We start from the raw sequence: 23,435 nt of genomic DNA, 5'->3' as shown, positions 1-23,435 counted from the left end.
CTTAAACCAGCCCTAACCGAGGCGTGCGACGCCCTCCGGGGGCAGGCCGGCGACGTTGGCCAGGACGCGGGAGAACGCCTCGACGTGGGGGGCGAGGTCGAGGTCGGAGGCGGTCCAGGAGGCGCGCATCTCCAGCTGGTGGGCGCGCGGCGGCCCGCCGATCTCCCCGAAGCGGACGGAGGCGGTGGCGGTGACGGTGCCACCGAGGTTGGTGTGGTCGGCGCCCGCGCCGGCGAGGCCCTCGGTGAGCCACTCCCACGCGACGTCGGGAAGCAGCGGGTCGGAGGCGACCTCATGGTCCATGTCGGCCTGGATGTAGGCGACGAGACGCATGGCGCCCTCCCAGGCCTCCTCGGCACCCGGATCGTGGAGGAGGATGAGGCGTCCGAAGGCGTCACCGTCGGTGGCCGCCTCGTCCCAGGTGCGCTCGACCTCGAGACCGATGGCGTGGCTGAACGGTGCCAGGCGCTGCGGCGGGCGGATGGTGCCGAGGGTGATCTCGCCACGTAGCTGCGCCGCGTGCATCGATTCGACGGCCTGCGTGAAGACGGCCGGAGTGCCCGCGTCGGGCGTCGTGGTGTCGGAAGCGTCTGGGGTGAACACGTCCTCAAAACTAACCAGGGGTGTGTGTGCGGCGGGGGAGGCGCGCCGTGGGTTGCCCCCGGCGGGGTCATCCAACTTATGATGGATAGCGTCGCCTCCCCACCGTAGAAAGAGGATTTCGTGAGCAAACTGAACTTTGACGAGCTCAACAGCATGCAGCGCTACACCCAGTTCGTCACCTTCCGCGCCATTCCGGGTGCGCTGGGCACCGAGCGGGACGACATCATCGCCGAGGCCCGCGCCTTCTTCGACGGCCTGGAGGCCGCCGGCAAGGTCGTCGTCCGCGGCATCTACGATGTCTCCGGCATCAACGCCGAGGCCGACATCATGGTGTGGTGGCACGCCGAGCAGTTCGAGGACCTGCAGGCCGCCTACCAGGGCTTCCGTCGCACCACGGTGCTCGGCCAGCTGCTGGAGTCGACGTGGATCGGCACCGGCCTGCACCGCCCGGCGGAGTTCAACCGCTCGCACCTGCCGTCCTTCATCATGGGGGAGGACGCGGAGGCGTGGATCACCGTCTACCCCTTCGTGCGTTCCTACGAGTGGTACCTGCTCGACCCCAAGGAGCGCCGCCGCATCCTCGCCGAGCACGGCCAGGCCGCCCGGGACTTCCCGGATGTCCGCGCCAACACCGTCCCAGCCTTCGCCCTCGGCGACTACGAGTGGATGCTGGCCTTCGAGGGTCCGGAACTGCACCGCATCGTCGACCTCATGCACAAGATGCGCTACACCGACGCCCGCCTGCACGTGCGGGAGGAGACCCCGTTCTTCTCCGGACGTCGCGTGGCGGACATCGGTGAGGTCGCGGCGATCCTGCCGTGACCTACTCCTCCCGCAGTGTCAGGGAGATCGAGTTGATGCAGTAACGCAGGTCGGTGGGGGTGTCATAGCCCTCACCCTCGAAGACGTGGCCGAGGTGGGACTCGCAGGCCGCGCACAGCACCTCGACGCGGACCATGCCGTGCGAGGTGTCGCGGCGTTCGATGATGCGGTCCCCGGCGAGGGGGGAGAAGAAGGACGGCCACCCGCAGTGGCTGTCGAACTTCTCGGTGGATCGGAACAGTTCGGCGCCGCACGCCCGGCAGGCGTAGACGCCTTCCGTGGTGGTGTCGGTGTATTCGCCGATGTGGGGTGGTTCGGTGCCGGCGCGGCGGAGGACGTGGAATTCCTCAGGGCTGAGGCGCTGGCGCCATTCGTCGTCGCTGATCAGCTTGAAGTCGGTCATGGGAGAAGTCTACTGATTCCGCCCGCCACCAGACGAGGGCGCGCGTGGTGATGACGACGATGAGCAGCGCCCAGCCGAGCGTGGGGTGGAAGAAGTCGAGCCAGCGGGTGAGGTCGACCTCGCGCCAGGAATGGAAGGAATCCGGGGTGAGGAAGAGGAAGGCGGCCACCCAGGCGGGCCAGGCGTGGAGGACGCTGGTGCGCTGGAGGACGGTGAACAGCAGGGGGAAGAGCATCATCGAGTAGTACATCTGCCCCAGCGAGGACAGGAAGAACACGCCGGTCATGAGCAGTCCGGTGGTGGTTGTCGCCCACAGGAGGGGGTCGGTGTAGCGCCAGCGCAGTAGGACGATGACGCCGATGCCGACGAGGGCGGCGAAGAGCAGCCACAGGGCGTTCTCCAGTATCGGCGGCATGCCGAAGTAGACGGCGGCGCCGGCGAGGGAGGAGTTGGCGTAGTCGCGGACCTCGGAGAGATAGGGCACCAGGCGCGTGAGGTAGTCGTCGGCGCCCGGGACGAGCGGCCAGGCGAGGAGGTTGAAGCCGACGGGGACGGCCAGCCCGCCGACCACCGCGCGCCAGTCGAGCTTGACGGCGGGCAGGAAGAGCAGGGGCGCGAACTGGGGTTTGATGAGGATCGCCAGGCCGATGACGAGGCCGGCCGCCCAGCTGCGGCCGCGCAGCAGCAGCGCCAGGTAGCCGACGAGGGCGAGCAGCAGCAGGCCGTTGATGTTGGAGAAGATGAGCGTGTTGCGCACGGCCTCGGTGAGAAACGCCAGCGCTATCGACGCGGGCCAGACGACCCCGCGCAGCGGCTGGCCGAACATGCGCGTCAGCAGGCCGAGGGCGGCGATGATCGCCAGGGCGTTGGCGATGATGAAGGCGGTGCGGGCCGCATCGTGCTCGCTGAGCCAGCCCAGCGGGCTGAGCAGCAGGGTGGCGCCGGGGTTGTAGAGGTAGTGCGGGTCGACGTGGTGGTAGACCTCGTTGTAGACGGGCACCCCGTCGAGGGAGCGGCGGACGGCCGACCAGACGGTGGTGAAGTCGTCGGTGACGGAGCCGTTGAGCGCGAGGACGAAGATGCGGTGCAGCACGAGCGCGAGCGCCAGCGGCCAGGCCACGGCACGTCCGACCACGTCCAGTTGTGAGAGTGGTCTGTCGGTGGGCTCGGTCAGGGGGGTCCGGGCGACCCACAGGCTCGTCACATTCACGCGATCACCGTACCGCACGGTAGCGGAGGAAAAGGGTACCGTCGTCGGTCGCCGCGTGGTGTTCCAGGTGCAGCCGGTGGTGTCCGGCGGTGATCAGGTGCTTATCGACGGGCGCCACGAGCACCGGCGCCACCGTGAGGTGGAGGATGTCGATGAGGTGGGCGTCGAGAAGCTGGGTGAAGACGCTGGGGCCTCCCTCGCAGACGATGCGGCGGAAGCCGCGTCGGTGCAGGTCGGCGATGAGTTCGCTGGGGGAGGAGGGGGTGAGGAGGAGGGCGTCGGCAAGCGGGACGTCGCCGGAGCGGGTGAGGACGGCGAGCTGTTTGGCGCGCTGGCCCGTGTAGCCTTCCGCGCGGACGGTCTCCGCCCCGACGAGGACGACATCGGCCCAGTCGCGCAGGGCGAGGAGGAGGGCGCGGTCGAGCTCGTTGCCGAGCGCGCCGGAGGTTCCGTCGAGGGTGAGGGAGCCGGTGAGGGAGGACACGGCGATGGCGCGGACCTCGGGCTGGTCGGTGACGGGGCCGATGATGTCTGCGAGCATGGGCCCAGCGTAACGAAAGGGCCGGTCCTGGTGGACCGGCCCTTCGACGTGGAGCGGATGACGAGACTCGAACTCGCGACCCTCACCTTGGCAAGGTGATGCGCTACCAACTGCGCTACATCCGCAATAAAGACCACGAGGGTCTCTGTGCGCGATACTGGGATTGAACCAGTGACCTCTTCCGTGTCAGGGAAGCGCTCTCCCGCTGAGCTAATCGCGCAGGATCTAACTAGAGGTGGAAACGGGAATCGAACCCGTGTGCACGGTTTTGCAGACCGTTGCCTCACCACTCGGCCATTCCACCGTGGCGTTTACCGCCTCGCAGGCACCTTGGTGAGAAGGTACCAGAGCGGATGACGAGACTCGAACTCGCGACCCTCACCTTGGCAAGGTGATGCGCTACCAACTGCGCTACATCCGCAAACGAGACCTTGTGGGTCTCTGTGCGCGATACTGGGATTGAACCAGTGACCTCTTCCGTGTCAGGGAAGCGCTCTCCCGCTGAGCTAATCGCGCGGGTTCATTTCATACCGATTGGCCCGGTGAAATGAGAGCGGATGACGAGACTCGAACTCGCGACCCTCACCTTGGCAAGGTGATGCGCTACCAACTGCGCTACATCCGCACTGCACCGTGGCTGTCGCCGTGGTGCGAGACAAAACTCTATCCTCAACGATGTTCAGAACACAAATCGCCAGGTGGGGGCCGGAATCGGGCGTTTTCGGGCCGCCGGGGAATTACGTCGCTGTCATTTCGGCGGCCGAAGCGGCGCTGACCTGCGGATTAGGTGTCATCGGCGGGTTATGTGTAGAGTTGCAAAGCGCACACGGTCCTATGGCTCAGTGGAAGAGCGTTCCGTTCACACCGGAAAGGTCGCTGGTTCGAACCCAGCTAGGACCACCGCAGGCCCCGTCCGAAGAATTCTTCGGACGGGGCCTTTCGCATGCGCAGAAAGATTGAGTTCCGCATCATACCCACGTAGGGTATGAGTATCCATCGGAAGTTGGAGTGCTGTGCTGCGCATCACAGTTTTCCCTGGTGGGCGGCATAGTTGCAGGCCCCGGCCGTGCGTGATGCGGCAACTTTCTGTGGAAACCTCCCGAAATCGCCGTCGTGCGAGACCGCCCGGGAACTATGTCCATCACCACCGCGACAGCTCTATTGATGCCCGCACGGTGCGGGTATCGTATGCCCCTGACCTCATTCCCGATCCCTGAAGGGTGATTCTCCCCGTGTCGAAGCCACATCCCCGTATCCTCCGGAGCCTGCTCGCGACGGCCACTGCGGCCGCCACCCTGGCGCTGGTGAATCCGGTGGCCTCGGCCCATGACGTCGTCCTCGGCGGCAGCCCCGCCAACGAGGAGATCCTCGAGGAGTTCCCCCGGGTCATCGAGATGGAGTTCTCCGGTTACGTCAAGGAGGACTTCAACACCTTCGCCATCTCCGACACCGACACCGGGGAGATCCTCTTCTCCGGCGCCCCGGAGATCGACGGTCGCATGGTGAGCCTCGCGGTGCCGGAGGATGTCGAGCCCGGCCCCGGTGACTACCAGATCGGCTTCCAGATCACCTCCTCCGACGGTCACTCCACCCGCGGCATGACCACCTTCACGGTGGCCGGCGAGCGGGAGACCGCCCCGGTGGACGTGGACGTGGACGAGGCAGCACCGGAGACCACCCCGGAAGAGACCGGAATGCTGCAGGGACCGCTCGCGTGGGTCCTGGCAGGCGTGGGCATACTCGCCATCCTCGGCGTCATCGTCATGATGCTCGCCCGGGGACGTCACCACACACAGGAGTAGAAATGTTCACCCGAGGCCGTATCGCACTGTCTGTTCTCGCCGTCTCTGCCCTCGCCCTCGTCGGTTGCACCGACAGCGGCGACGACACCGCCACCACCGCCGGTGAGACCGCCACCACCGCCGCCGGCACCGCCACCACCGCCGCCGCGGCAGAGGGCGACAACGCCGAGTGGGTCACCTTCACCGAGGGCTTCATCAAGGCCAAGCCCGCCGAGAAGGACATGACCGGCATCTTCGGCACCTTCACCAACAACAGCGACGAGGACATCAACCTGGTCGCCTTCACCTCCGAGCTCGACGTCCCGCGCCATGAGCTGCACGAGGTCGTCGACGGCGTCATGCAGATGAAGCCGGGCGGCTTCGTCATCCCCGCCGGCGGCACCCACGAGCTCAAGCCGGGCGCCGACCACATGATGCTCATGGACTACACCGAGCCGATCGAGGCCGGCGACACCGTCACCATCACCCTCGAGTTCGGCGACGGTTCCACCCAGGAAGTCAAGGACATCCCGGTCCGCACCATCGCCTCCGGCGAGGAGAGCTACGGCTCCGACGGCTCCCTCCAGGGCCACGAGATGTCCCACTAGCACCACCCCTCAAGCACGACTTTTTCAGGAAGTGAGACAACAACCATGTCTTCTTTGACCCGCCGTGGCTTCCTCACCGGGCTCTCGGTGACTGCCGGAGGGGCCGCCCTCGTGGCGTGCGCCTCCCCGGACGGAAACCCCATGGCGCAACAGGAGACGCCGGACCCGGTGGGGGACACCCCCCGGTTGTACGACGCCATCGTCCCCTTCGACGGGGAACACCAGGCGGGCATCGCCACCCCGGCGCAGGCCACGCTCAACCTCATCGGCTTCAACTTCGTCGACGGGGTGGACCGCGGGGCCGTGTCCCGCCTCATGACCTCGTGGTCGGAGGATTCCCGCCGGCTGTGCACGGGGGAGACCCCGCTGGGCAGCCTGGAGCCGGAACTGGTCGTGGCCCCCGCCAACATCACCATCACGTGCGGCTTTGGGCCGCGGGTGTTCGAGGTGATCGGGGCCGTCGATAAGCGACCCGCCTGGCTGGCGCCGCTTCCTGAATACTCGCTCGACCAGCTCGACGAGAAGTGGGGTCAGACGGACCTGGTCATCCAGGTCTGCTCGGACGACCCCCTCATGACCTCCCACGCCACGCGCCACCTCGTGCGCTCCGGCATGGACTATGCGCGGGTGCAGTGGATGCAGCAGGGCTTCCTGCGCGCGGACGGCGCCCACACCCCGGGGGAGACCCCGCGCAACCTCTTCGGCCAGGTCGACGGGACCATCAATCCGCGCGAGGAGGAGCAGTTCGACGAGCAGGTATGGATTGACGAGGGCGCCCCGGAGTGGATGCGGGGCTCCTCCTCCATGGTCATGCGGCGTATCAGCATGAACATGGACACCTGGGAGATCCTCGACCGCCCCTCCCGCGAGGAGGCGCTGGGCCGCACCCTGGACAACGGCGCCCCGCTCACCGGCGAGGACGAGTTCGATGACCCCGATTTCGAGGCCACCGACAAGTTCGGCCTGCCCGTCATCGACCGGCAGAGTCACGTCTTCCGCGCCCAGCCCGCCGAAGGTCACCCGGAGCAGCGCCTCCTGCGCCGCCCCTACAACTTCGACCTCGCCCCGGAACCGGGCAGCGAGCAGCTGTCCAACTCCGGGCTGGTGTTCCTGTGCTTCCAGAAGGATCCGCTGCGGCAGTACGACCCCATCCAGAAGCGTCTCGATGAAGCCGACCGCATGAACGAATGGGTCACCCACATCGGTTCCGCGGTCTACTGGATGCCCCCGGGCACCAGCGCCGACGGCTCCGGCGGGGACACCTACTGGGGGCAGGGCCTGCTGGAGGCTTAGGACCTGCCCCCGGGGTAGTATGTTGCGCGAAGCGTCTGCGCCCCGGCCAGCCCGGGGGATCGCAGCCGTGCCCGTCACGAAAGAGCAGGCAGCGGCCAGGTATGCCGCCGCCTGCGTGAGCGCAAGTTAAGGAGCGCAACACACTCATGGTGAACACCACCGCACCCATCTTCCCGTCCTTCACGGTTCCGGCCGGCACCACCGTCGGCACCGCGATGCGGGAGCTGGATCTGCCGAACAAGGGCCCGGACGCGATCGTCGTGGTCGAGGACGCCGAGGGCAACCTCCGCGACCTGTCCCACACCCCGGACACCGATGCCGAGTTCAGGCCGGTCCCGGCCAGCTCGGAGGCGGGCCGCTCCGTCATCCGTCACTCCTGCGCACACGTGCTGGCCCAGGCCGTCCAGGCCGAGTTCCCGGGCACGAAGCTGGGCATCGGCCCGGCCATCGACAACGGCTTCTACTACGACTTCCAGGTCGCCGAGCCCTTCACCCCGGAGGATCTCAAGGCGATTGAGAAGCGGATGAAGAAGATCATCAAGTCGGGCCAGAAGTTCGAGCGCCGCACCTACGCCTCCACCGAGGCGGCGGCGGAGGAGCTGGCGGCCGAGCCCTTCAAGCTGGAGCTCGTCGCCGACAAGGGCAACATCGACCCCACCTCCGACGAGGCCACCGAGATTGGCGCCGGCGCGCTCACCGCCTACGACAACGTCAACCCGCGCACCGGCGAGGTCGAGTGGTCCGACATGTGCCGCGGCCCCCACGTGCCCACCACCCGCTACATCCCGGCCTTCGCCATCACCCGCTCCTCGGCGGCCTACTGGCGCGGCAACCAGGACAACGCCGACCTGCAGCGCATCTACGGTACCGCCTGGGAGGACAAGGAGGCCCTCGACGAGTACCAGCACATGCTGGCCGAGGCCGAGAAGCGCGACCACCGCCGCCTGGGCTCCGAGCTGGACCTGTTCTCCTTCCCGGACGAGATCGGCTCCGGGTTCCCGGTCTTCCACCCCAACGGCGGCATCATCCGCCTGGAGATGGAGGAGCATTCGCGCCGTCGCCACATCGAGGCCGGCTACTCCTTCGTCAACACCCCGCACATCACCAAGGGGGACCTCTTCCAGAAGTCCGGCCACCTGGACTTCTACAAGGACGGCATGTTCCCCCCGCTGCAGCTTGACGCGGAGTACGACGACGAGGGCAACGAGACCAAGCCGGGCGTGGACTACTACGCCAAGCCGATGAACTGCCCGATGCACAACCTCATCTTCGCCTCCCGCGGCCGCTCCTACCGCGAGCTGCCGCTGCGGCTCTTCGAGTTCGGCACGGTCTACCGCTACGAGAAGTCCGGCGTCATCCACGGCCTCACCCGCGCCCGCGGTTTCACGCAGGATGACGCCCACATCTACTGCACCGAGGATCAGCTCGAGGCGGAGCTGACCTCCGTCCTGGAGTTCATCATCTCCCTGCTCAAGGACTACGGCCTCGATGACTTCTACCTCGAGCTGTCCACCCGGGACCCGCAGAAGTCCGTCGGCTCGGACGAGATCTGGGAGCGCTCCACCGAGATCCTCCAGCGCGTGGCCGACCGGTCCGGCCTCGCCCTGGTCCCGGACCCGGAGGGCGCGGCCTTCTACGGCCCGAAGATCTCCGTGCAGGCCAAGGACGCCATCGGCCGTACCTGGCAGATGTCCACCGTCCAGCTGGACTTCAACCTGCCGGAGCGCTTCGACCTCGAGTACACCGCCAACGACGGCACCAAGAAGCGCCCCATCATGATCCACCGCGCGCTCTTCGGCTCCATCGAGCGTTTCTTCGGCGTGCTTCTCGAGCACTACGCCGGTGCTTTCCCGGTGTGGCTGGCCCCGCACCAGGTCATGGGTATTCCGGTGGCGGAGGACTTCGCCCCGCACCTGGAGGCCGTCACCGCCGAGCTGCGCAAGCGCGGCATCCGCGCCGACGTGGACACCTCCGATGACCGCATGCAGAAGAAGATCCGCAACCACACCACCGGCAAGGTGCCCTTCATGCTCCTGGCCGGCGCGCGAGATGTGGAGGCGGACGCCGTGAGCTTCCGGTTCCTCGACGGCACGCAGGTCAACGGCGTGCCGGTGGCCGAGGCGATCGAGCTCATCACCTCCTGGGTCGGCGAGCGGGTCAACGAGCAGCCGAGCGAGGCAGCCCTTGCAGCCCGCCGCGGATAGCACCGTCACCGACACCGGTGTCGGGGAGGCCGACGCGCTCACCCGCCTGTGGGCGCCCTACCGGATGGGCTACATCAAGAACCGCCCCGCCGGATCGGACAAGCCCGCCGCCCCCTTCCTGGAGGCGCCGAAGCTCAGCGACGAGGAATCCCTCATCGTGGCGCGCGGGGAGCTGGTCTACGCCATCCTCAACCTCTACCCCTACAACGCCGGTCACCTCATGGTGATCCCGTACCGCCAGGTGGCCAACCTCGAGGACCTCACGGCGGAGGAGATGACGGAGCTCATGGGCTTCGTCACCACCGCGGTGAAGGTGCTCAAGCGGGTGTCCAACCCGGAGGGCATCAACGTCGGCTTCAACCTGGGCAAGGCCTCGGGCGGCTCGGTGGGCGACCACATCCACATGCACGTCGTGCCCCGGTGGTCGGGGGACGCGAACTTCCTCACCATCCTCGGCGGCACGAAGGTCCTGCCGCAGCTGCTGCGCGAGACCCGGGCCCTGCTGGCCGCCGCCTGGGTGGAGGTGGACGGTGCTTAGTACCCGCGGTCGGCGCCCCGCCTCGGTGCTCGTGGAACCGGTGGCGCGCGGCCTGCTCCGCCTCGGCCTGACCCCGAATGTGGTCACGGTCGCTGGCGCGGTGGTGACCTGTGCCATCGCGGTGCTGCTCATCCCGCAGGGGTACCTGTTCACTGCGGCGGTGGCCTCGGCCATCTTCGCGGCCTTCGACCTCATCGACGGCACGATGGCCCGGCTCCGCGGGGGCGGCACGCGCTTCGGTGCGACTCTCGACGCCACGTGCGACCGCATCACCGACGGCGCCCTGTTCGCCGCCATCACGTGGTGGCTCATCTTCAGCTACCAGCCCCACCCGGCCCTCATCGTCGCCTCCTTCGTGGTGCTCATTGCCTCGCAGGTGACCTCCTATGTCAAGGCGCGCGGCGAGGCCAGCGGTTTCACCATCCTCGGTGGGCTCATCGAGCGCCCGGAACGCCTCATCATCGGCCTGCTGGGCGTGGGTCTGCAGGGTCTGGGCGTGCCCTACGCCATCGACGTCGCCCTGGTCCTGCTCGCCGTCGGTTCGGTGTACACCATCGTCCAACGCCTGCTCACCGCCTCGCGCAACCCGGAGGCGCTGGAGCACATCGCCCCGCCGCCGGGGGCCGCCATCCGATGAGCGTGGATCCGGTGGCCCTGGGCTATCTGGCGGGATGGAGGATGGTGCGCCATCTGCCGGAGGGTGTCGTCGAGAAGCTCTTCGACGCGGCGGCCGACCGCGCCTGCGACGGGGGCCGCGGCGCGGACATGCTGCGCCGCAACCTGACGCGGGTGGTCGGCGCGGAGAATGTCACGCGGGAGCTGGTGCGCGCCGCGATGCGCTCCTACGCGCGGTACTGGCGGGAGGCGTTCCGGTTGCCGGCCATGCAGGCGGACCCGCTTCTCAGCGCCCGCCTCGCCGCCGGCGCCACCGGGATCGAGCATCTTGAGGCCTCCCGGGCGGCGGGGCGCGGGGTGATCCTCACGCTGCCGCACTCCGGCAACTGGGACATGGCGGGGCTGTATCTCACGCGTTTCCACGGGCCTTTCACCACCGTCGCCGAGCGGCTGCGCCCGGAGGTGCTCTACCAGGCGTTTCTGGAGTATCGCCGCTCCCTCGGCTTTGAGGTGCTGCCGCTCACCGGGGGCCCGCCGCCGATGGAACGGCTGCGGGAGGTGCTGGCAGACGCCGGCATGATCGCGCTCATGGGGGAGCGGGACCTGCGGGGCACAGGCGTGCCGGTGGAGTTCTTCGGCGAGACCACCACCTTCCCCCGCGGCCCGGCGCAGCTGGCGCTGGACACCGGCGCGGCGCTGCACGCCGTGCACTGCTGGTTCACCGAGGAGGGCTGGGGCCTCAAGGTCTCCCCGGCGCTGGAGGTGGACACCCTGGAGGCGACCACGCAGCGCATCGCGGACCACTTCGCGGCGGGCATCGCCGCGCACCCGGAGGACTGGCACCTGCTGCAACCGCAGTGGCCGGCGGACCGGGGGCCGCGATGAGGATCGGCATCATCTGCCCCTATTCCTTCGATGAACCCGGGGGAGTGCAGGCCCACATCCTCGATCTGGCGCAGGTGCTGCGCGGGCGGGGCCACCACGTCGAGGTGCTCGGCCCGGCGTCGGAGGGAACCTCGGTGCCGGAGTTTGTCACCCGCGGGGGGCGCAGCGTGCCCATCCGCTACAACGGTTCCGTCGCCCGGCTGAGTTTCGGGCCGGCGGTACGGGCGAAGGTGCGGGACTTTCTCCTCCGGGGGCGTTTCGACGTCCTGCACATCCACGAGCCGAACTCGCCCAGCTATTCCATGGTCGCCCTGTGGATGGCCACCGGTCCCATCGTGGCCACCTACCACGCCTCCAGCGCGGGTTCCTTCATGCTGCAGCTGGCCCGGCCCCTCCTGCGCCCGGCGCTGGAGAAGATCCGGGGCGGCATTGCGGTCTCCGAAATGGCGCGGCGCTGGCAGGTGGAGCAGCTCGGCGGGGATCCCGTGCTCATCCCCAACGGCGTGGACACCGCGCGTTTCGCCGCCGCCCGCCGCGCCCCGGGGGAGATCCCGGAGATCGTGTTCCTCGGGCGCCTCGACGAGCCACGTAAAGGGCTCGACATTCTTCTCGACGCCCTCGCCGACCTCGCGCGCCCGGTCCGCGTCACCGTCATCGGTGGCGGCCGGCCCCGCCAGGTCCCGGGCGTGACCTTCGTGGGGCGGGTGTCGGAGGAGGAGAAGGCGGCCATCCTCGGCCGCGCCGACATCTACGTCGCGCCCAACACCGGCGGGGAGAGTTTCGGCATCGTCCTCGTCGAGGCCATGGCGGCCGGCTGTGCCGTCGTGGCCAGCGACATCGAGGCCTTCGCGGCCGTCGCCGACGACGCCGCGCTGCTCTTCCGCACCGGCTCGGCGCCCGCGCTGCGGGAGCAGCTGCGCACGCTTATCGACGCCCCCGCCCTCCGCGCCCGCCTCATCGCGGCGGGCGAGCAGCGGGCCCGGCGCTTCGACTGGGACACCGTCGCCTCTGACGTGCTCACCGTCTACGAGACCGTCGCCGACGGCTCGACCGTGGGGGTGGAGTGATGGTGGTGTGGATCCTCCTCGCCGTCGCGCTGACGGCGCTGGTGCTGTGGGCGTATTTCACCGCACAACGGCTCAACCGGCTGCACATCCGTACCGACGCCGCCCTCGCCGCCCTCCAGGCCACCCTCGACCGTCGCGCCGCGGTGGTCGCGGCACTGCTCCCGGAGGTCCGGGCCCTGGCGGGCGCCGCGGAGGAGGTGCCGCTGGTCCACGGGGGAGTGGACCGGCGCATGGCGCTGGAACGCGACCTCAGCCAGGCGCTCGCCCCGCTCGAGCTGCCCCCGCAGCTCATCGACGCCGAGGTCCGCGTCCAGCTGGCCCACCGCTTCTACAACGACGCCGTCGCCGACACCCGGGCGCTGCGGTTGCGCCCCCTCGTGCGGACCTTCCGGCTGGGCGGCACCGCCCCGTTGCCCGAGTTCTTCGAGTACCGTGCCTGAACCTCCCGCAGCCACAGGGCCGCCAGGACGGTGATGGCCACGATGACGGCGTTGCGCAGCGCCAGCATGGCGATGGGGACGGCGGCGTGGGCGGGATCCTCCCAGATCGGGTCGTAGTGGAAGGGGTAGACGTAGAGCCCCAATGCCGCCGCCAGCACCGTGAGCACCGCCATGGCCGTGAGCAGGCGGGAACGGCCCAGGGTGAGGCACACCGCCAGGAGCGGGCCGATCCACACGATGTACTGCGGCGAGAACACCTTGTTGCTCACCATGAGCAGGAGCACGAGCAGCAGCATGAGCGCGATGGCCGCGTGCGGCTGCCACCGCCCGACCCACAGCTGCCGGAGCGCCCAGCCCGCCGCGAAGAGCAGGACGATGAGCATGGCCGCGTCCGCCACCTGGACGGCCACGTGGGTGCCGGGGCCGTGGATCTCGAAGCTTTTCGACGCCGCGTAGCCCCGCCAGTAGGCCTCCGGATCGCGGTGGGCGGCGACGAGGAAGGGCGTGGCCGCCACCGACTCGATCTGCAGGCCCCGATCCCCCTGGTAGGTGAGCGGGCTGAGCAGGCGCTCCCGGCCGGAGGTCAGCCACGTGAGCGCGCCCAGGCCGAGGAGGGTCGCGGCGAAGACCCCCACCCGTCGCCACGTCCCGCCGACGAGGGTCGCCGCCAGGACCGCCGGCCACAGCTTCACCGCCGCCGCGCAGGCCAGTACCGCCGAGGCCACGGCGGGCCGGGTGAGCAGCAGTGCCGCCGCCCCCGCCACGAGGACGCCGGGGATGAGATCCAGGCGCAGCCACAGGACGTGGCCCGTCGCGAGGCCGAAGAACACCCAGAACCAGCCCGCGACGAAGCGGCGCTGTCCGCCGTGGCGGACGAGGAGGGCGAGGAAGGCGGCGTCGATAAGCGCGCACATGACGACGAAGCAGCTGAGGAACGCCGTTGTGTCGGTGGTGCTCAGCCACCCGAGGAGCCGCAGCGGCCACACGCCCGCGTCCGGGTACTCGGTCATGGCCGTGGGATCCGGGCCGACGAGGCCGGACAGGTAGTAGCGGACATCCCCGAAGGGATGGGGTTCCGCGATGATGAGGCGCCCCAGGAGCAGCCGCGAGAGGATCCAGCCGAGCCACACCCCGGGTACCGACATCACTTTGTGCACCGCCACATCGTAGCGCCGCGCGCATGTAATCCCCGGGTGATTGGCCCGCGTCCCCGGGGACGGCCTAAAGTTTCGGGGGCAAGAAGTAATTTGTCGAACAGGAGCAGATCAACTGTGAGCACCAACACCACCGGTCGGGCGAAGCGCGGAGTCGCGGACCAGTTCAAGGGCGGCGTCATCATGGATGTCGTCACCCCGGAGCAGGCCGTCATCGCCCAGGAGGCAGGCGCCGTTGCCGTCATGGCGCTCGAGCGCGTGCCCGCCGACATCCGCGCCCAGGGCGGCGTGTCCCGCATGTCCGACCCCGACATGATCGACGGCATCATCGCCGCGGTGGACATCCCGGTCATGGCCAAGGCGCGCATCGGCCACTTCGTCGAGGCGCAGGTTCTGCAGTCCCTCGGCGTCGACTTCATCGACGAATCCGAGGTGCTCACCCCGGCGGACTACGCCAACCACATCGACAAGTTCGCCTTCGAGACCCCCTTCGTCTGTGGCGCGACCAACCTCGGTGAGGCCCTGCGCCGCATCAACGAGGGCGCCGCCATGATCCGCTCCAAGGGCGAGGCCGGCACCGGAGACGTCTCCAACGCCGTCACCCACATGCGCACCATCCGCGCCGAGATCCGGCGGCTGACCTCCCTGGCGGGGGACGAGCTCTACGTCGCCGCCAAGGAGCTGCAGGCCCCGTACGAGCTGGTCGTCGAGGTCGCCCGCGCCGGGCAGCTGCCGGTGCCGCTGCTCACCGCCGGCGGAATCGCCACCCCGGCGGACGCCGCCATGATGATGCAGCTGGGTGCGGACGGCGTCTTCGTCGGCTCCGGCATCTTCAAGTCCGGCAACCCGGAGCAGCGGGCCAAGGCGATCGTCACCGCGACCGAGAACTACGCCGACGCCGCCATCGTGGCCGATGTCTCCCGCGGCCTGGGGGAGGCCATGGTGGGCATCAACGTCGACGATCTGCCGGTCTCGCACCGCCTCTCCGAGCGCGGCTGGTAGTCGATCCGGCAGCGTGAGTTAGCTGACGCTGCCCGCGATGGCGTCCGGGTCATAGGGCGGGCCCATCATGAGCAGGATGGTGAACACCACCGCGATGAGGGCCAGCAGAATGAGGACGGAGCGGGCCGGGTGGCGGGTGAACTGCGCCAGGACCTTCTCCGGGAGGGTGCGGGGCTCCTCCGCGGTGCCGGGGCGGAAACGCCAGTCGCCGTCGAGAAGCCCCTTCCGCTCGGCCCACATGGTGAACGGCCACGCCGCGAAGGGGACGACCGATACCGCCATGCCCACAACGCCCTGGGCGAAGGACCAGCGGTTGTTGATCCACAGCAGCGCCGTGATGGCGATGAACGTGAGGAAGCCGAAGCCGTGGATGCCGCCGGCCACCGGCACGACGGCCTCCGTGGTGCCGGAGTACTTGAGGATCATCCCCGTGATGAGCAGTGCCCAGGTCAGCATCTCCAGGGCGGCGGCGAAACGGTGGAAGCGGGCGGGGGTGAGCCCCTGCGCGGTGGGGCGGGTGGTCGTGGTCATGGGTGCCGAGCCTACCGGGCGCGCGCGGAAACTCCATGCTCGCGGGCTCAACCGTCCGGTTGATTTCCGCCGGGTAAGGTAGCGGACCATGGACATCGAGCACATCCTCGGGTTGGAGAAGATCGACAACGACATCTACCGTGGCCCGGCCGTGGACTCGGAACTGATCCGCACATTCGGCGGACAGGTGGCCGCGCAGGCCCTCGTCGCCGCGACCGAGACGGTGGAGCCCGGCAAGGCCGTGCACTCCCTGCACGGCTATTTTCTCGCCGCGGGCAAGTCGGCGGACCCGACGGTATTCCTCGTCGACCGGCTGCGCGACGGGCGCAGCTTCTCCTCCCGTCAGGTGAGGGCGGTGCAGAACGGGGAGACCATCTTCTCCATGCAGGCCAGCTTCCATGCCCGCGGGGACATCGGCCCGGAGCATTCCGACGTCATGCGGAACGTGCCCATGCCGGAGGAGTTCGCCAACGGGGAGGACACCTTGCCCGTGTCCTCGCGGGCACTGCTGGAGGAGTGGGGCGACTGGGAGATCCACGTCGTCCCCCCGGAGCACTACGAGCACAACAAATACACCCCCTCCCAGCAGGTGGTGTGGTTCCGGTCGCGGAAGCCGCTTCCCGACGACGACACCTTCCACGTGTGCACCCTGGCCTACATGTCCGACATGACCCTGCTCCATTCCTCCCTGGTGCCGCACCCGGAGCATCGGGTGCAGATGGCCAGCCTCGATCACGCGATGTGGTTCCTCCGGCCCTTCCGTGCCGACGACTGGCTCATGTACGACCAGGTCTCGCCCTCCGCCCACGCCGGCCGCGCACTCACCCACGGCCGGATCTTCGACCGCGCGGGTAACCTCGTCGCGATGGTCACCCAGGAGGGGCTGACCCGCACCCTGCGGGAAGGTGCGCAGTCGATTCCGGTGAAGACGCCGGGTTCGGACTAGCGTTCCCGCCGGGCGACCTGCGTATAATCGGACGGGTCAATGGACGTGATGTCCCTGTTCGCCCGGTGTTACCCGTTCCTGCGGGGTGCGATCCCCGATCTGTGCCCCGCGGTCGAGCGGTGGTGAGCAGGGCAGGAAGAAAGGGAACCGATGGCAGGCCATTCAAAGTGGGCGACCACCAAGCACAAGAAGGCGGCGAACGACGCCAAGCGCTCCAAGGAGTGGGCCAAGGCGATCAAGGCCATTGAGGTGGCGGCCCGCATGGGCGGTGGCGATCCGGCCGGTAACCCGACGCTGGACGACATGATCAAGAAGGCCAAGAAGGCCTCCGTCCCCAACGACAACATCGAGCGTGCCCGCAAGCGCGGGGCCGGCGAGGAGGCCGGTGGCTCCGACTGGGAGAACATCACCTACGAGGGTTACGGCCCCAACGGTGTGGCCGTGCTCATCGAGTGCCTCACCGACAACCGCAATCGCGCCGCCACCGAGGTGCGCACCGCCATGTCGAAGAACGGCGGCAACCTGGGCGAATCGGGTTCCGTGTCCTACCTGTTCACCCGCACCGGCGTGGTGCTGGTGGACAAGGGTGAGCTCAGCGAGGACGACGTCCTCATGGCGGTCCTCGACGCCGGCGCGGAGGAGGTCAACGATCTCGGCGAGAAGTTCGAGGTCGTCTGCGCCCCCACCGACCTGCCGGCCGTGAAGGAGGCCCTCGAGGAGGCGGGCATCACCGTCGACGAGGCCGACCAGGACTTCCGGGCCTCGGTCGAGGTGCCCCTCGATGTCGAGGGGGCAAAGAAGATGTTCCGGCTTATCGACGCCCTCGAGGACTCCGACGACGTCCAGGACGTCTACACCAACATGGATCTCTCGGACGAGGTCCTCGCCGCCCTCGACGCGTGATTCGGACGTGTGTGCTATAACTGGGGGGACACTGGCACAGTAGAGAGGCGGGCGCGTGAGTCTGACAGGACTGCGGGTGATGGGGATCGACCCGGGGTTGACCCGGTGCGGTCTCTCCGTCGTCCAGGCCGGGCGGGGCAGGGAGGTCCTCCCCGTCGCGGTCGGGGTGGTGCGCACCCCGGCCGACATCGATCTGGCTGAGCGGCTCCTGCGCCTGTCCACGGCCGTCAATGAATGGATGGATGACTATCGTCCGGATGTCGTGGCGGTCGAGCGGGTGTTTGAACGCGGCAACGTGTCCACGGTCATCCACACCGCACACGCCTCCGGGGTGCTCGTCCTGGCGGCCGCCCAGCGGGGGATCCCGGTGCACATGTACACGCCCTCCGAGGTGAAGAAGGCGGTGTCCGGCAACGGCCGGGCCGACAAGAAGCAGATGACCGCCATGATCACCCGCATCCTCGGCCTCTCGGCGCCGCCGAAGCCCGCCGACGCCGCCGACGCCCTCGCGCTGGCGGTCTGTCACTGCTGGCGCGCCCCGCTGCTGGCCCGCACCACCGCCCTGCTCAACTCCGGAGGAACCCCATGATCGCATCCGTGCGTGGCACCGTCATCGCCCTCGGCCTGGACCATGTGGTCATCGAGTGCGCGGGCGTCGGCTACCGCGTCGAGGCCACCCCCTCCACGCTGGCCACCCTCCGGCGCGGGGAGGAGGCGTTTCTGCTCACCAGCCTCATCGTGCGCGAGGACGCCCACATCCTCCACGGTTTCGCCTCCGACGAGGACCGGGGGATGTTCCACCTCCTGCAGACCGTCACGGGGCTGGGGCCGCGCCTGGCGGTGGCCTGCCTGTCGGTGTTTGACGCGGGGGAGATCTCCGCGGCGATCGCGGGCGAGGACGCGAAGGCACTGCAGCGAATTCCGGGCGTCGGTAAGCGGATGGCCGAGCGGCTGGTCCTCGAACTCAAGGACAAGGTGGCGGCGTACGTCCCGGCGCCCCCTGCCGGGGAGACGGGGGCGCCTGCCCTGAGCCCCGCGGCGGCCTCCGTCGCACAGCAGGTCACCGACGCGCTCATCGGGCTCGGATTCACGGAGCGCGTGGCCCAGCCGGTGGTCGAGGGGGTCCTCGCGGAGGATTCCGGCCTCGACACCGCCGCCGCACTGCGCGCCGCGCTGGCCCAGCTCGGTCGGAAGTAGGCTGACGGGGTGAGCGACATGGAGAGGACGGAGTTCCGGCTGCCGGAGGGATCCGACATCGACCGGGACGTGGATACGCGGCTGCAGGCGGGGGAGCAGGAGTCCGAGACGACGCTGCGGCCCAAGAACCTCGACGAGTTCATCGGCCAGCAGAAGGTGCGCGACCAGCTTTCCCTCGTGCTCACCGGCGCGAGGAATCGGGGGGTCACCCCGGATCACGTGCTGCTGTCGGGTCCGCCCGGCCTGGGTAAGACGACGATGGCGATGATCATCGCCCAGGAACTCAACACCAACCTGCGCATGACCTCAGGCCCGGCACTGGAGCGGGCGGGCGATCTCGCCGCCATGCTGTCGAACCTCATGGAGGGCGACGTCCTGTTCATCGACGAGATCCACCGCATGGCGCGCCCGGCGGAGGAACTGCTGTACATGGCGATGGAGGACTTCCGCATCGACATCATCGTCGGCAAGGGTCCCGGAGCCACCTCCATCCCCCTGGAACTGCCGCCCTTCACCCTCGTCGGGGCGACGACACGCTCGGGCATGCTCACCGGCCCCTTGCGCGACCGTTTCGGCTTCACCGCCCAGATGGAGTTCTACGACGTCGCCGATCTCACCCGGGTGGTCACCCGCGCAGCGAAGATTCTCGACGTCACCATGGATCCCGATGCCGCCGTGGAGATCGCCTCGCGCTCGCGGGGGACACCACGCATCGCCAACCGGCTGCTGCGGCGCGTCCGGGACTTCGCCGAGGTCAACGCCGACGGCCACATCAACCTCGCCGCCGCCCAGGGCGCCCTGCACGTCTTCGACGTCGACGACCTCGGCCTCGACCGCCTCGACCGCTCCGTGCTCTCCGCCCTCATCCGCGGCCACGGGGGTGGGCCGGTGGGCGTGAACACCCTGGCCATCGCCGTGGGCGAGGAGCCCGGCACCGTCGAGGAGGTGTGCGAGCCCTACCTGGTGCGCGCCGGCCTCATTGCCCGCACCGGGCGGGGCCGCGTCGCCACCGCCAGTGCGTGGCGCCACCTCGGACTGCAGCCGCCCGAGGGGACGCTGGGTCTGCTCTAGGGAGGATCGCTCCGCAACCGCCCCTCGCCGCCGCCGGAAAGGGCAGTTGCGGAGTGAACTTCACCATCCGCCCCCTCGGGTGGTCGGCGGGGATGGGCGTCTGGCACACTGGGGCACCATGGATATTCTTCTTCTTGTCCTCATTGTCGCGGTGTTCATTCTCCCGTCCTTCCTCATGATGCGCAGCCAGCGCCGTCGTCAGGGAGAGATGCAGGCCATGCAGTCTTCCCTCGGGGTCGGGGACCGGGTGGTCACTGTGGCTGGCATCCACGGCACGATCGTCGGGGCCCGCGAGACGCAGGTCGAGGTCGAGATCGCTCCGGGCGTCCAGGTCACCATGGACCGTATCGCCATCATGCGCCAGGCGACGCCGGAGGATCTCGGGGTGGTTCCGGTCGTCGATGAGCAGATCGGCTACCAGCACCCCGAGCAGCCGGAGCACCCGGAGCATCCCCAGCATCCCGAGCATCCCGAGCACCCCGAGAACCGCTAGTTCCCGCCCGCACCACCGCCGTTCCCTTTTCGAGGGGGCGGCGGTTAGTTGTTTTCGGGGCAACATCCCGGGGTCCCGCACGGAGTGGGGGTCGGTGATGACGTAGCATGATCGGTTGTGCACCTGCCGCCCACGGGGCCGTGCAGGTGGGAGAAAGAGCCACAAACAGATGGAGACAGTTCATTGTCCGTCACAACCCGACGCGAGAAGGCGGGGTCCCAGAGGGCCTGGCCGAAGCGCGCGCTGGCGCTGTTCGCCCTGATCGTCGCTGTGGTGTGGGCGCTGGTGTTGTTCACCGGCGACCGCCAGGCCAGCCCGAAGCTGGGCATTGACCTGCAGGGTGGCACGCGTGTGACCCTGGTGCCGCAGGGGCAGGAGCCGACGCAGGAGCAGTTGTCGCAGGCCCGCACCATCCTGGAGAACCGTGTCAACGGCATGGGTGTCTCGGGGGCGAGTGTGGTGACGGACGGTAATACGCTCGTCATCACGGTGGCGGGCGAGGACACCTCGGAGGCCCGCGCGGTCGGCCAAACTTCGCAGCTGCTGTTCCGCCCGGTGGCCACGCCGTCCAACCCGGACATGGGGTCTCTGAGCGAGTCGCTCGGGACGATGGCCAACCGCTGGGTGGAGCTGGGCATCATCACGCCTGAGCAGGCGGAGAGCTCGATCGCCACGGTCATTGACGCCGTGAACAAGCAGCAGCCGGAGGGGACGGATCCGGTGGCGGCGCCGGAGATCACGGCCACCCCGCTGCCGAGCCCGGAGAACTCGATTGAGTCGACGGAGCGTCGTCAGGAGATCACGGAGCAGCTGCGCACGGACCGTCAGTCGACGGATCCGACGGTGCAGGCCGCGGCGAGCACGCTGCTGCGCTGTGACGCCGCGACGGATCCGCTCGCCGGTTCCGACGATGCCGCGCTGCCGCTGGTGACCTGTGAGCCGGAGACCGGTCAGGTCTACCTGCTTGATCCGGCGCCGCTGCTGTCGGGGATCACCGCGGAGGACGGGCCCCGCCTGACGGGCAACGAGATCGATTCGAACCGTCCCATCACCGGCGGTTTCAACCCGGATTCCGGGCAGATGGAGATCAGCTTCGCCTTCAAGACGGACGGCGCGAACTCCGGGTCCCAGACCTGGGCGGACCTCACCCGTGACTACCTGCAGCAGCAGGTGGCCATCACCCTGGATTCCCGGGTGATCTCCGCGCCGGTCATCCAGTCGGCGACCCCCTTCGGTTCGGCGACGTCGATCACCGGCAGCTTCACGCAGGAGTCGGCCGCGGAGCTGGCGAACAACCTGCGCTACGGCGCACTGCCGCTGTCGTTCGCGGGTGAGGACGGGGAGCCGGGTGGCACCGCCCAGTCGGTCCCGGCGTCCCTGGGTGTGGCCTCGCTGCAGGCGGGCCTCATCGCGGGACTGGTCGGCATGGTGCTGGTGACCATCTTCGTGTTCGCCTACTACCGGCTCTTCGGTTTCATCTCGCTGATCACGCTGTTCACCGCCGGGGTCCTGGTCTACGGTTCGCTCATCCTGCTGGGCCGGTGGATCGGGTACTCGCTGGATCTTTCGGGTGTCGCGGGCCTCATCATCGGTATCGGCACCACCGCGGACTCCTTCGTCGTGTTCTACGAGCGCGTCAAGGATGAGGTGCGTGAGGGGCGGACCTTCCGTTCCGCCGCCCAGCACGGTTGGGATCGCGCGAAGCGCACGATCGTCACCGGCAACATGGTCACCCTCATCGGCGCGGTGGTCATCTACTTCCTCGCGGTCGGCGAGGTCAAGGGCTTCGCGTTCACCCTCGGCCTGACCACCGTGTTCGACCTGCTGGTCACCTTCCTGGTCACCGCCCCGCTCATGCTGCTGGCGGCCCGGAAGCCCTTCTTCGCCAAGCCGTCCGTCAACGGCATGGGCCAGGTGTTTGAGCTGGCCGAGCGCAATCGTCGAGAAGCAGTCACCGCCACCCCGGAGGAGAAGTAGATGAGCAAGGGCACGTTCAACCGCCTGTACACCGGCGAGGGCGGCGTCGACTTCATCGGCCGCTCCCGCCTCTGGTACTGGATCACCGCCGCGCTGCTGGTCGTCTCGATCGCGGCGATCGGGATCCGTGGTTTCGACCTCAGCATCGATTTCGAGGGCGGCACCAAGATGAACATGCCGGCCGGCGATCTCGTCGCCGAGCAGGTGGAGGAGACCTTCGTCGAGGCGACCGGCGTCACCCCGACGCTGACGCAGATCGTCGGCGCCGGCGATTCCCGCTCCCTGGAGATCAACTCGGAGCGCCTGACCACCGAACAGGTGGAGCGGGCCCGCGCCGCCATCTACGAGGAGCACCAGCCCCTCGACGCGCAGGGCCAGCCCTCCCCGGACGCCATCGGTGATTCGACGGTCTCCGAATCGTGGGGCTCGACGATCACGCAGCGCATGCTCATCGCCATGGCCGTCTTCCTCGGCCTGGCGTTCCTCTACATCGCCTTCCGCCTGGAGAAGGAGATGGCGGCCGCGGCGATGATCGCCCTGCTTATCGACGCCGTCCTCATCGCCGGCATCTACGCCCTCTTCGGCTTCGAGGTGTCCCCGGCCTCGGTCATCGGCCTGCTCACCGTGCTGTCCTTCTCCATCTACGACACGGTCATCGTCTTCGACAAGGTCCGGGAGAACACCGCCGGATACCTCAATTCCCGCCGCGCGACGTACGGGGAGGAGGCGAACCTGGCGGTCAACCAGACCGTCATGCGTTCCATCTCCACGTCGGTGATCTCGGCGCTGCCGATCATCGCGCTCATGGTGGTGGCCGTGTGGCTCATGGGGGTGGGCACCCTCAAGGACCTGGCGCTCATCCAACTCATCGGCGTCGTCGAGGGCGTGTTCTCCTCGATCTTCCTGGCCACCCCGATCCTCGTGGGCCTGATGAACCGCCGCAAGGACACGAAGAAGCACAACCAGGAGGTCGCGGACTACCGCGCGGGTCGGCTCCGCGAGGAGGAGGGCGACGGCGACGGCGAGGACGCGGGCGTCGAGAAGCGACGTACTGTCGCCACCCCGCACACCCCCGGCGTGGGCACCACCTGGCGGCCCGGTCGCTCCTAGTCCCTTCCGTCCCCCGCTGACCGCATATACTGGGCAGATCA

General features: G+C 68.6%; 25 protein-coding genes and 7 tRNA genes. 20 read left to right on the top strand and 12 right to left on the bottom strand.

Translation table 11 applies throughout. From position 1 onward, the window contains the following. Positions 1–12: 12 nt before the first annotated feature. Positions 13–603 carry a DUF3000 domain-containing protein gene (locus ACFPUZ_RS00355; RefSeq protein ID WP_376998718.1) on the bottom strand — a complete coding sequence of 197 codons (591 nt, stop codon included), beginning with the start codon at positions 601–603 and terminating at the stop codon, positions 13–15. A gap of 153 nt (positions 604–756) precedes the next feature. Between ACFPUZ_RS00355 and hemQ the strand changes: the two genes are divergently transcribed. Further along, a complete protein-coding gene (gene hemQ / locus ACFPUZ_RS00350; protein WP_376999928.1) occupies positions 757–1,425 on the top strand; it encodes a hydrogen peroxide-dependent heme synthase in 669 nt (222 codons plus the stop codon). A 1-nt stretch (position 1,426) separates the two neighbouring features. Here hemQ and msrB read toward each other — a convergent pair whose 3' ends face one another. From msrB to ACFPUZ_RS00305, 9 genes are all read right to left on the bottom strand, one after another. Next, positions 1,427–1,828 (bottom strand): peptide-methionine (R)-S-oxide reductase MsrB, encoded by a 402-nt coding sequence (msrB, locus tag ACFPUZ_RS00345; protein ID WP_376998716.1) that lies wholly within the window; start codon positions 1,826–1,828, stop codon positions 1,427–1,429. Beyond that, on the bottom strand, positions 1,773–3,032 hold the full coding sequence (locus tag ACFPUZ_RS00340; RefSeq protein WP_376999926.1) for a glycosyltransferase family 87 protein: 1,260 nt from the start codon (positions 3,030–3,032) through the stop codon (positions 1,773–1,775). Before ACFPUZ_RS00340 ends, msrB begins: the two co-directional genes overlap by 56 nt. A 10-nt stretch (positions 3,033–3,042) precedes the next feature. After that, positions 3,043–3,579, bottom strand: a complete 537-nt coding sequence (locus ACFPUZ_RS00335) for a dihydrofolate reductase family protein (protein ID WP_376998714.1) — start codon at positions 3,577–3,579, stop codon at positions 3,043–3,045. 49 nt (positions 3,580–3,628) lie between these two features. Further along, positions 3,629–3,704, bottom strand: a tRNA-Gly gene (locus ACFPUZ_RS00330). Positions 3,705–3,727: 23 nt separating this feature from the next. Next, positions 3,728–3,799 (bottom strand) — tRNA-Val (locus tag ACFPUZ_RS00325). A gap of 13 nt (positions 3,800–3,812) precedes the next feature. After that, positions 3,813–3,883 (bottom strand) — tRNA-Cys (locus ACFPUZ_RS00320). 44 nt (positions 3,884–3,927) lie between these two features. Further along, positions 3,928–4,000 (bottom strand) — tRNA-Gly (locus tag ACFPUZ_RS00315). A 23-nt stretch (positions 4,001–4,023) separates the two neighbouring features. After that, a tRNA-Val gene (locus ACFPUZ_RS00310) sits at positions 4,024–4,095 on the bottom strand. A 36-nt stretch (positions 4,096–4,131) separates the two neighbouring features. Beyond that, a tRNA-Gly gene (locus tag ACFPUZ_RS00305) sits at positions 4,132–4,204 on the bottom strand. Between the two features lie 203 nt (positions 4,205–4,407). On the opposite strand from ACFPUZ_RS00305, the gene ACFPUZ_RS00300 reads away from it, so the two are divergent. The 10 genes from ACFPUZ_RS00300 (at position 4,408) to ACFPUZ_RS00255 (ending at position 13,010) form a co-directional block, all read left to right on the top strand. Beyond that, positions 4,408–4,479: transfer RNA gene (locus ACFPUZ_RS00300), tRNA-Val, on the top strand. 332 nt (positions 4,480–4,811) lie between these two features. Next, a complete protein-coding gene (locus ACFPUZ_RS00295; protein WP_376998712.1) occupies positions 4,812–5,381 on the top strand; it encodes a copper resistance CopC family protein in 570 nt (189 codons plus the stop codon). A gap of 2 nt (positions 5,382–5,383) precedes the next feature. Continuing rightward, positions 5,384–5,968, top strand: a complete 585-nt coding sequence (locus tag ACFPUZ_RS00290; RefSeq protein WP_376998710.1) for a copper chaperone PCu(A)C — start codon at positions 5,384–5,386, stop codon at positions 5,966–5,968. Between the two features lie 45 nt (positions 5,969–6,013). Further along, positions 6,014–7,261 carry a Dyp-type peroxidase gene (locus tag ACFPUZ_RS00285; protein ID WP_376998708.1) on the top strand — a complete coding sequence of 416 codons (1,248 nt, stop codon included), beginning with the start codon at positions 6,014–6,016 and terminating at the stop codon, positions 7,259–7,261. A 146-nt stretch (positions 7,262–7,407) separates the two neighbouring features. After that, complete coding sequence (gene thrS, locus ACFPUZ_RS00280) at positions 7,408–9,465, top strand: threonine--tRNA ligase (RefSeq protein ID WP_376998706.1); 2,058 nt, start codon at positions 7,408–7,410, stop codon at positions 9,463–9,465. After that, the gene (locus tag ACFPUZ_RS00275; protein WP_376998704.1) at positions 9,446–10,003 is read left to right on the top strand and encodes an ATP adenylyltransferase; all 558 of its coding nucleotides are present in this window, start codon (positions 9,446–9,448) and stop codon (positions 10,001–10,003) included. The genes thrS and ACFPUZ_RS00275 overlap by 20 nt, the downstream gene beginning before the upstream one ends. Continuing rightward, on the top strand, positions 9,996–10,640 hold the full coding sequence (gene pgsA / locus ACFPUZ_RS00270) for a phosphatidylinositol phosphate synthase (RefSeq protein WP_376998702.1): 645 nt from the start codon (positions 9,996–9,998) through the stop codon (positions 10,638–10,640). Before ACFPUZ_RS00275 ends, pgsA begins: the two co-directional genes overlap by 8 nt. After that, entirely contained in the window at positions 10,637–11,503 is an 867-nt protein-coding gene (locus tag ACFPUZ_RS00265; protein WP_376998701.1) for a phosphatidylinositol mannoside acyltransferase, read from the top strand. Before pgsA ends, ACFPUZ_RS00265 begins: the two co-directional genes overlap by 4 nt. Further along, the gene (locus ACFPUZ_RS00260) at positions 11,500–12,570 is read left to right on the top strand and encodes a glycosyltransferase family 4 protein (RefSeq protein WP_376998699.1); all 1,071 of its coding nucleotides are present in this window, start codon (positions 11,500–11,502) and stop codon (positions 12,568–12,570) included. Before ACFPUZ_RS00265 ends, ACFPUZ_RS00260 begins: the two co-directional genes overlap by 4 nt. Continuing rightward, positions 12,570–13,010, top strand: a complete 441-nt coding sequence (locus tag ACFPUZ_RS00255; RefSeq protein WP_376998697.1) for a hypothetical protein — start codon at positions 12,570–12,572, stop codon at positions 13,008–13,010. Before ACFPUZ_RS00260 ends, ACFPUZ_RS00255 begins: the two co-directional genes overlap by 1 nt. Here the strand turns inward: ACFPUZ_RS00255 and ACFPUZ_RS00250 are convergent. Then, positions 12,899–14,167 (bottom strand): DUF2029 domain-containing protein, encoded by a 1,269-nt coding sequence (locus ACFPUZ_RS00250; protein WP_376998695.1) that lies wholly within the window; start codon positions 14,165–14,167, stop codon positions 12,899–12,901. The two genes, ACFPUZ_RS00255 and ACFPUZ_RS00250, sit on opposite strands and share 112 nt — an antisense overlap. 114 nt (positions 14,168–14,281) lie before the next feature. Between ACFPUZ_RS00250 and pdxS the strand changes: the two genes are divergently transcribed. Next, a complete protein-coding gene (gene pdxS / locus ACFPUZ_RS00245; RefSeq protein ID WP_376998693.1) occupies positions 14,282–15,166 on the top strand; it encodes a pyridoxal 5'-phosphate synthase lyase subunit PdxS in 885 nt (294 codons plus the stop codon). 18 nt (positions 15,167–15,184) lie between these two features. On the opposite strand, the gene ACFPUZ_RS00240 is transcribed toward pdxS, so the two are convergent. Continuing rightward, positions 15,185–15,697, bottom strand: coding sequence for a DUF3817 domain-containing protein (locus ACFPUZ_RS00240; RefSeq protein WP_376998691.1), 513 nt, complete (start codon positions 15,695–15,697; stop codon positions 15,185–15,187). 88 nt (positions 15,698–15,785) lie between these two features. Between ACFPUZ_RS00240 and ACFPUZ_RS00235 the strand changes: the two genes are divergently transcribed. The 8 genes from ACFPUZ_RS00235 (at position 15,786) to secF (ending at position 23,394) form a co-directional block, all read left to right on the top strand. Then, entirely contained in the window at positions 15,786–16,643 is an 858-nt protein-coding gene (locus tag ACFPUZ_RS00235) for an acyl-CoA thioesterase (RefSeq protein WP_376998689.1), read from the top strand. Positions 16,644–16,793: 150 nt separating this feature from the next. Beyond that, positions 16,794–17,546, top strand: a complete 753-nt coding sequence (locus tag ACFPUZ_RS00230; protein ID WP_376998687.1) for a YebC/PmpR family DNA-binding transcriptional regulator — start codon at positions 16,794–16,796, stop codon at positions 17,544–17,546. Positions 17,547–17,601: 55 nt separating this feature from the next. Next, complete coding sequence (gene ruvC / locus ACFPUZ_RS00225; RefSeq protein ID WP_376998685.1) at positions 17,602–18,135, top strand: crossover junction endodeoxyribonuclease RuvC; 534 nt, start codon at positions 17,602–17,604, stop codon at positions 18,133–18,135. Further along, positions 18,132–18,743 carry a Holliday junction branch migration protein RuvA gene (gene ruvA, locus ACFPUZ_RS00220; RefSeq protein WP_376998683.1) on the top strand — a complete coding sequence of 204 codons (612 nt, stop codon included), beginning with the start codon at positions 18,132–18,134 and terminating at the stop codon, positions 18,741–18,743. Before ruvC ends, ruvA begins: the two co-directional genes overlap by 4 nt. A gap of 9 nt (positions 18,744–18,752) precedes the next feature. Then, entirely contained in the window at positions 18,753–19,814 is a 1,062-nt protein-coding gene (gene ruvB, locus ACFPUZ_RS00215; RefSeq protein WP_376998681.1) for a Holliday junction branch migration DNA helicase RuvB, read from the top strand. Positions 19,815–19,932: 118 nt separating this feature from the next. Then, positions 19,933–20,307, top strand: coding sequence for a preprotein translocase subunit YajC (gene yajC / locus ACFPUZ_RS00210; protein ID WP_376998679.1), 375 nt, complete (start codon positions 19,933–19,935; stop codon positions 20,305–20,307). Positions 20,308–20,490: 183 nt separating this feature from the next. Continuing rightward, the gene (secD, locus tag ACFPUZ_RS00205) at positions 20,491–22,284 is read left to right on the top strand and encodes a protein translocase subunit SecD (RefSeq protein ID WP_376998677.1); all 1,794 of its coding nucleotides are present in this window, start codon (positions 20,491–20,493) and stop codon (positions 22,282–22,284) included. Continuing rightward, positions 22,285–23,394 (top strand): protein translocase subunit SecF, encoded by a 1,110-nt coding sequence (secF, locus tag ACFPUZ_RS00200; protein ID WP_376998675.1) that lies wholly within the window; start codon positions 22,285–22,287, stop codon positions 23,392–23,394. Positions 23,395–23,435: the final 41 nt, after the last annotated feature.

This window comes from Corynebacterium nasicanis, from assembly GCF_042658165.1.
Lineage (GTDB): Bacteria > Actinomycetota > Actinomycetes > Mycobacteriales > Mycobacteriaceae > Corynebacterium > Corynebacterium nasicanis.
This window is presented reverse-complemented; position numbering and strand designations above follow the sequence as displayed.

Excerpts from the sequence above, each read along its gene's own strand:
- ACFPUZ_RS00230 (WP_376998687.1), top strand. The coding sequence starts at position 16,794 with ATGGCAGGCCATTCAAAGTGGGCGACCACCAAGCACAAGAAGGCGGCG.
- msrB (WP_376998716.1), bottom strand. The coding sequence starts at position 1,828 with ATGACCGACTTCAAGCTGATCAGCGACGACGAATGGCGCCAGCGCCTC.
- ACFPUZ_RS00285 (WP_376998708.1), top strand. The coding sequence starts at position 6,014 with ATGTCTTCTTTGACCCGCCGTGGCTTCCTCACCGGGCTCTCGGTGACT.
- ACFPUZ_RS00240 (WP_376998691.1), bottom strand. The coding sequence starts at position 15,697 with ATGACCACGACCACCCGCCCCACCGCGCAGGGGCTCACCCCCGCCCGC.
- ACFPUZ_RS00335 (WP_376998714.1), bottom strand. The coding sequence starts at position 3,579 with ATGCTCGCAGACATCATCGGCCCCGTCACCGACCAGCCCGAGGTCCGC.
- ACFPUZ_RS00290 (WP_376998710.1), top strand. The coding sequence starts at position 5,384 with ATGTTCACCCGAGGCCGTATCGCACTGTCTGTTCTCGCCGTCTCTGCC.
- yajC (WP_376998679.1), top strand. The coding sequence starts at position 19,933 with ATGGATATTCTTCTTCTTGTCCTCATTGTCGCGGTGTTCATTCTCCCG.
- ACFPUZ_RS00260 (WP_376998699.1), top strand. The coding sequence starts at position 11,500 with ATGAGGATCGGCATCATCTGCCCCTATTCCTTCGATGAACCCGGGGGA.
- ACFPUZ_RS00265 (WP_376998701.1), top strand. The coding sequence starts at position 10,637 with ATGAGCGTGGATCCGGTGGCCCTGGGCTATCTGGCGGGATGGAGGATG.
- thrS (WP_376998706.1), top strand. The coding sequence starts at position 7,408 with ATGGTGAACACCACCGCACCCATCTTCCCGTCCTTCACGGTTCCGGCC.
- ACFPUZ_RS00235 (WP_376998689.1), top strand. The coding sequence starts at position 15,786 with ATGGACATCGAGCACATCCTCGGGTTGGAGAAGATCGACAACGACATC.
- ruvA (WP_376998683.1), top strand. The coding sequence starts at position 18,132 with ATGATCGCATCCGTGCGTGGCACCGTCATCGCCCTCGGCCTGGACCAT.
- ACFPUZ_RS00255 (WP_376998697.1), top strand. The coding sequence starts at position 12,570 with ATGGTGGTGTGGATCCTCCTCGCCGTCGCGCTGACGGCGCTGGTGCTG.
- secF (WP_376998675.1), top strand. The coding sequence starts at position 22,285 with ATGAGCAAGGGCACGTTCAACCGCCTGTACACCGGCGAGGGCGGCGTC.
- hemQ (WP_376999928.1), top strand. The coding sequence starts at position 757 with ATGCAGCGCTACACCCAGTTCGTCACCTTCCGCGCCATTCCGGGTGCG.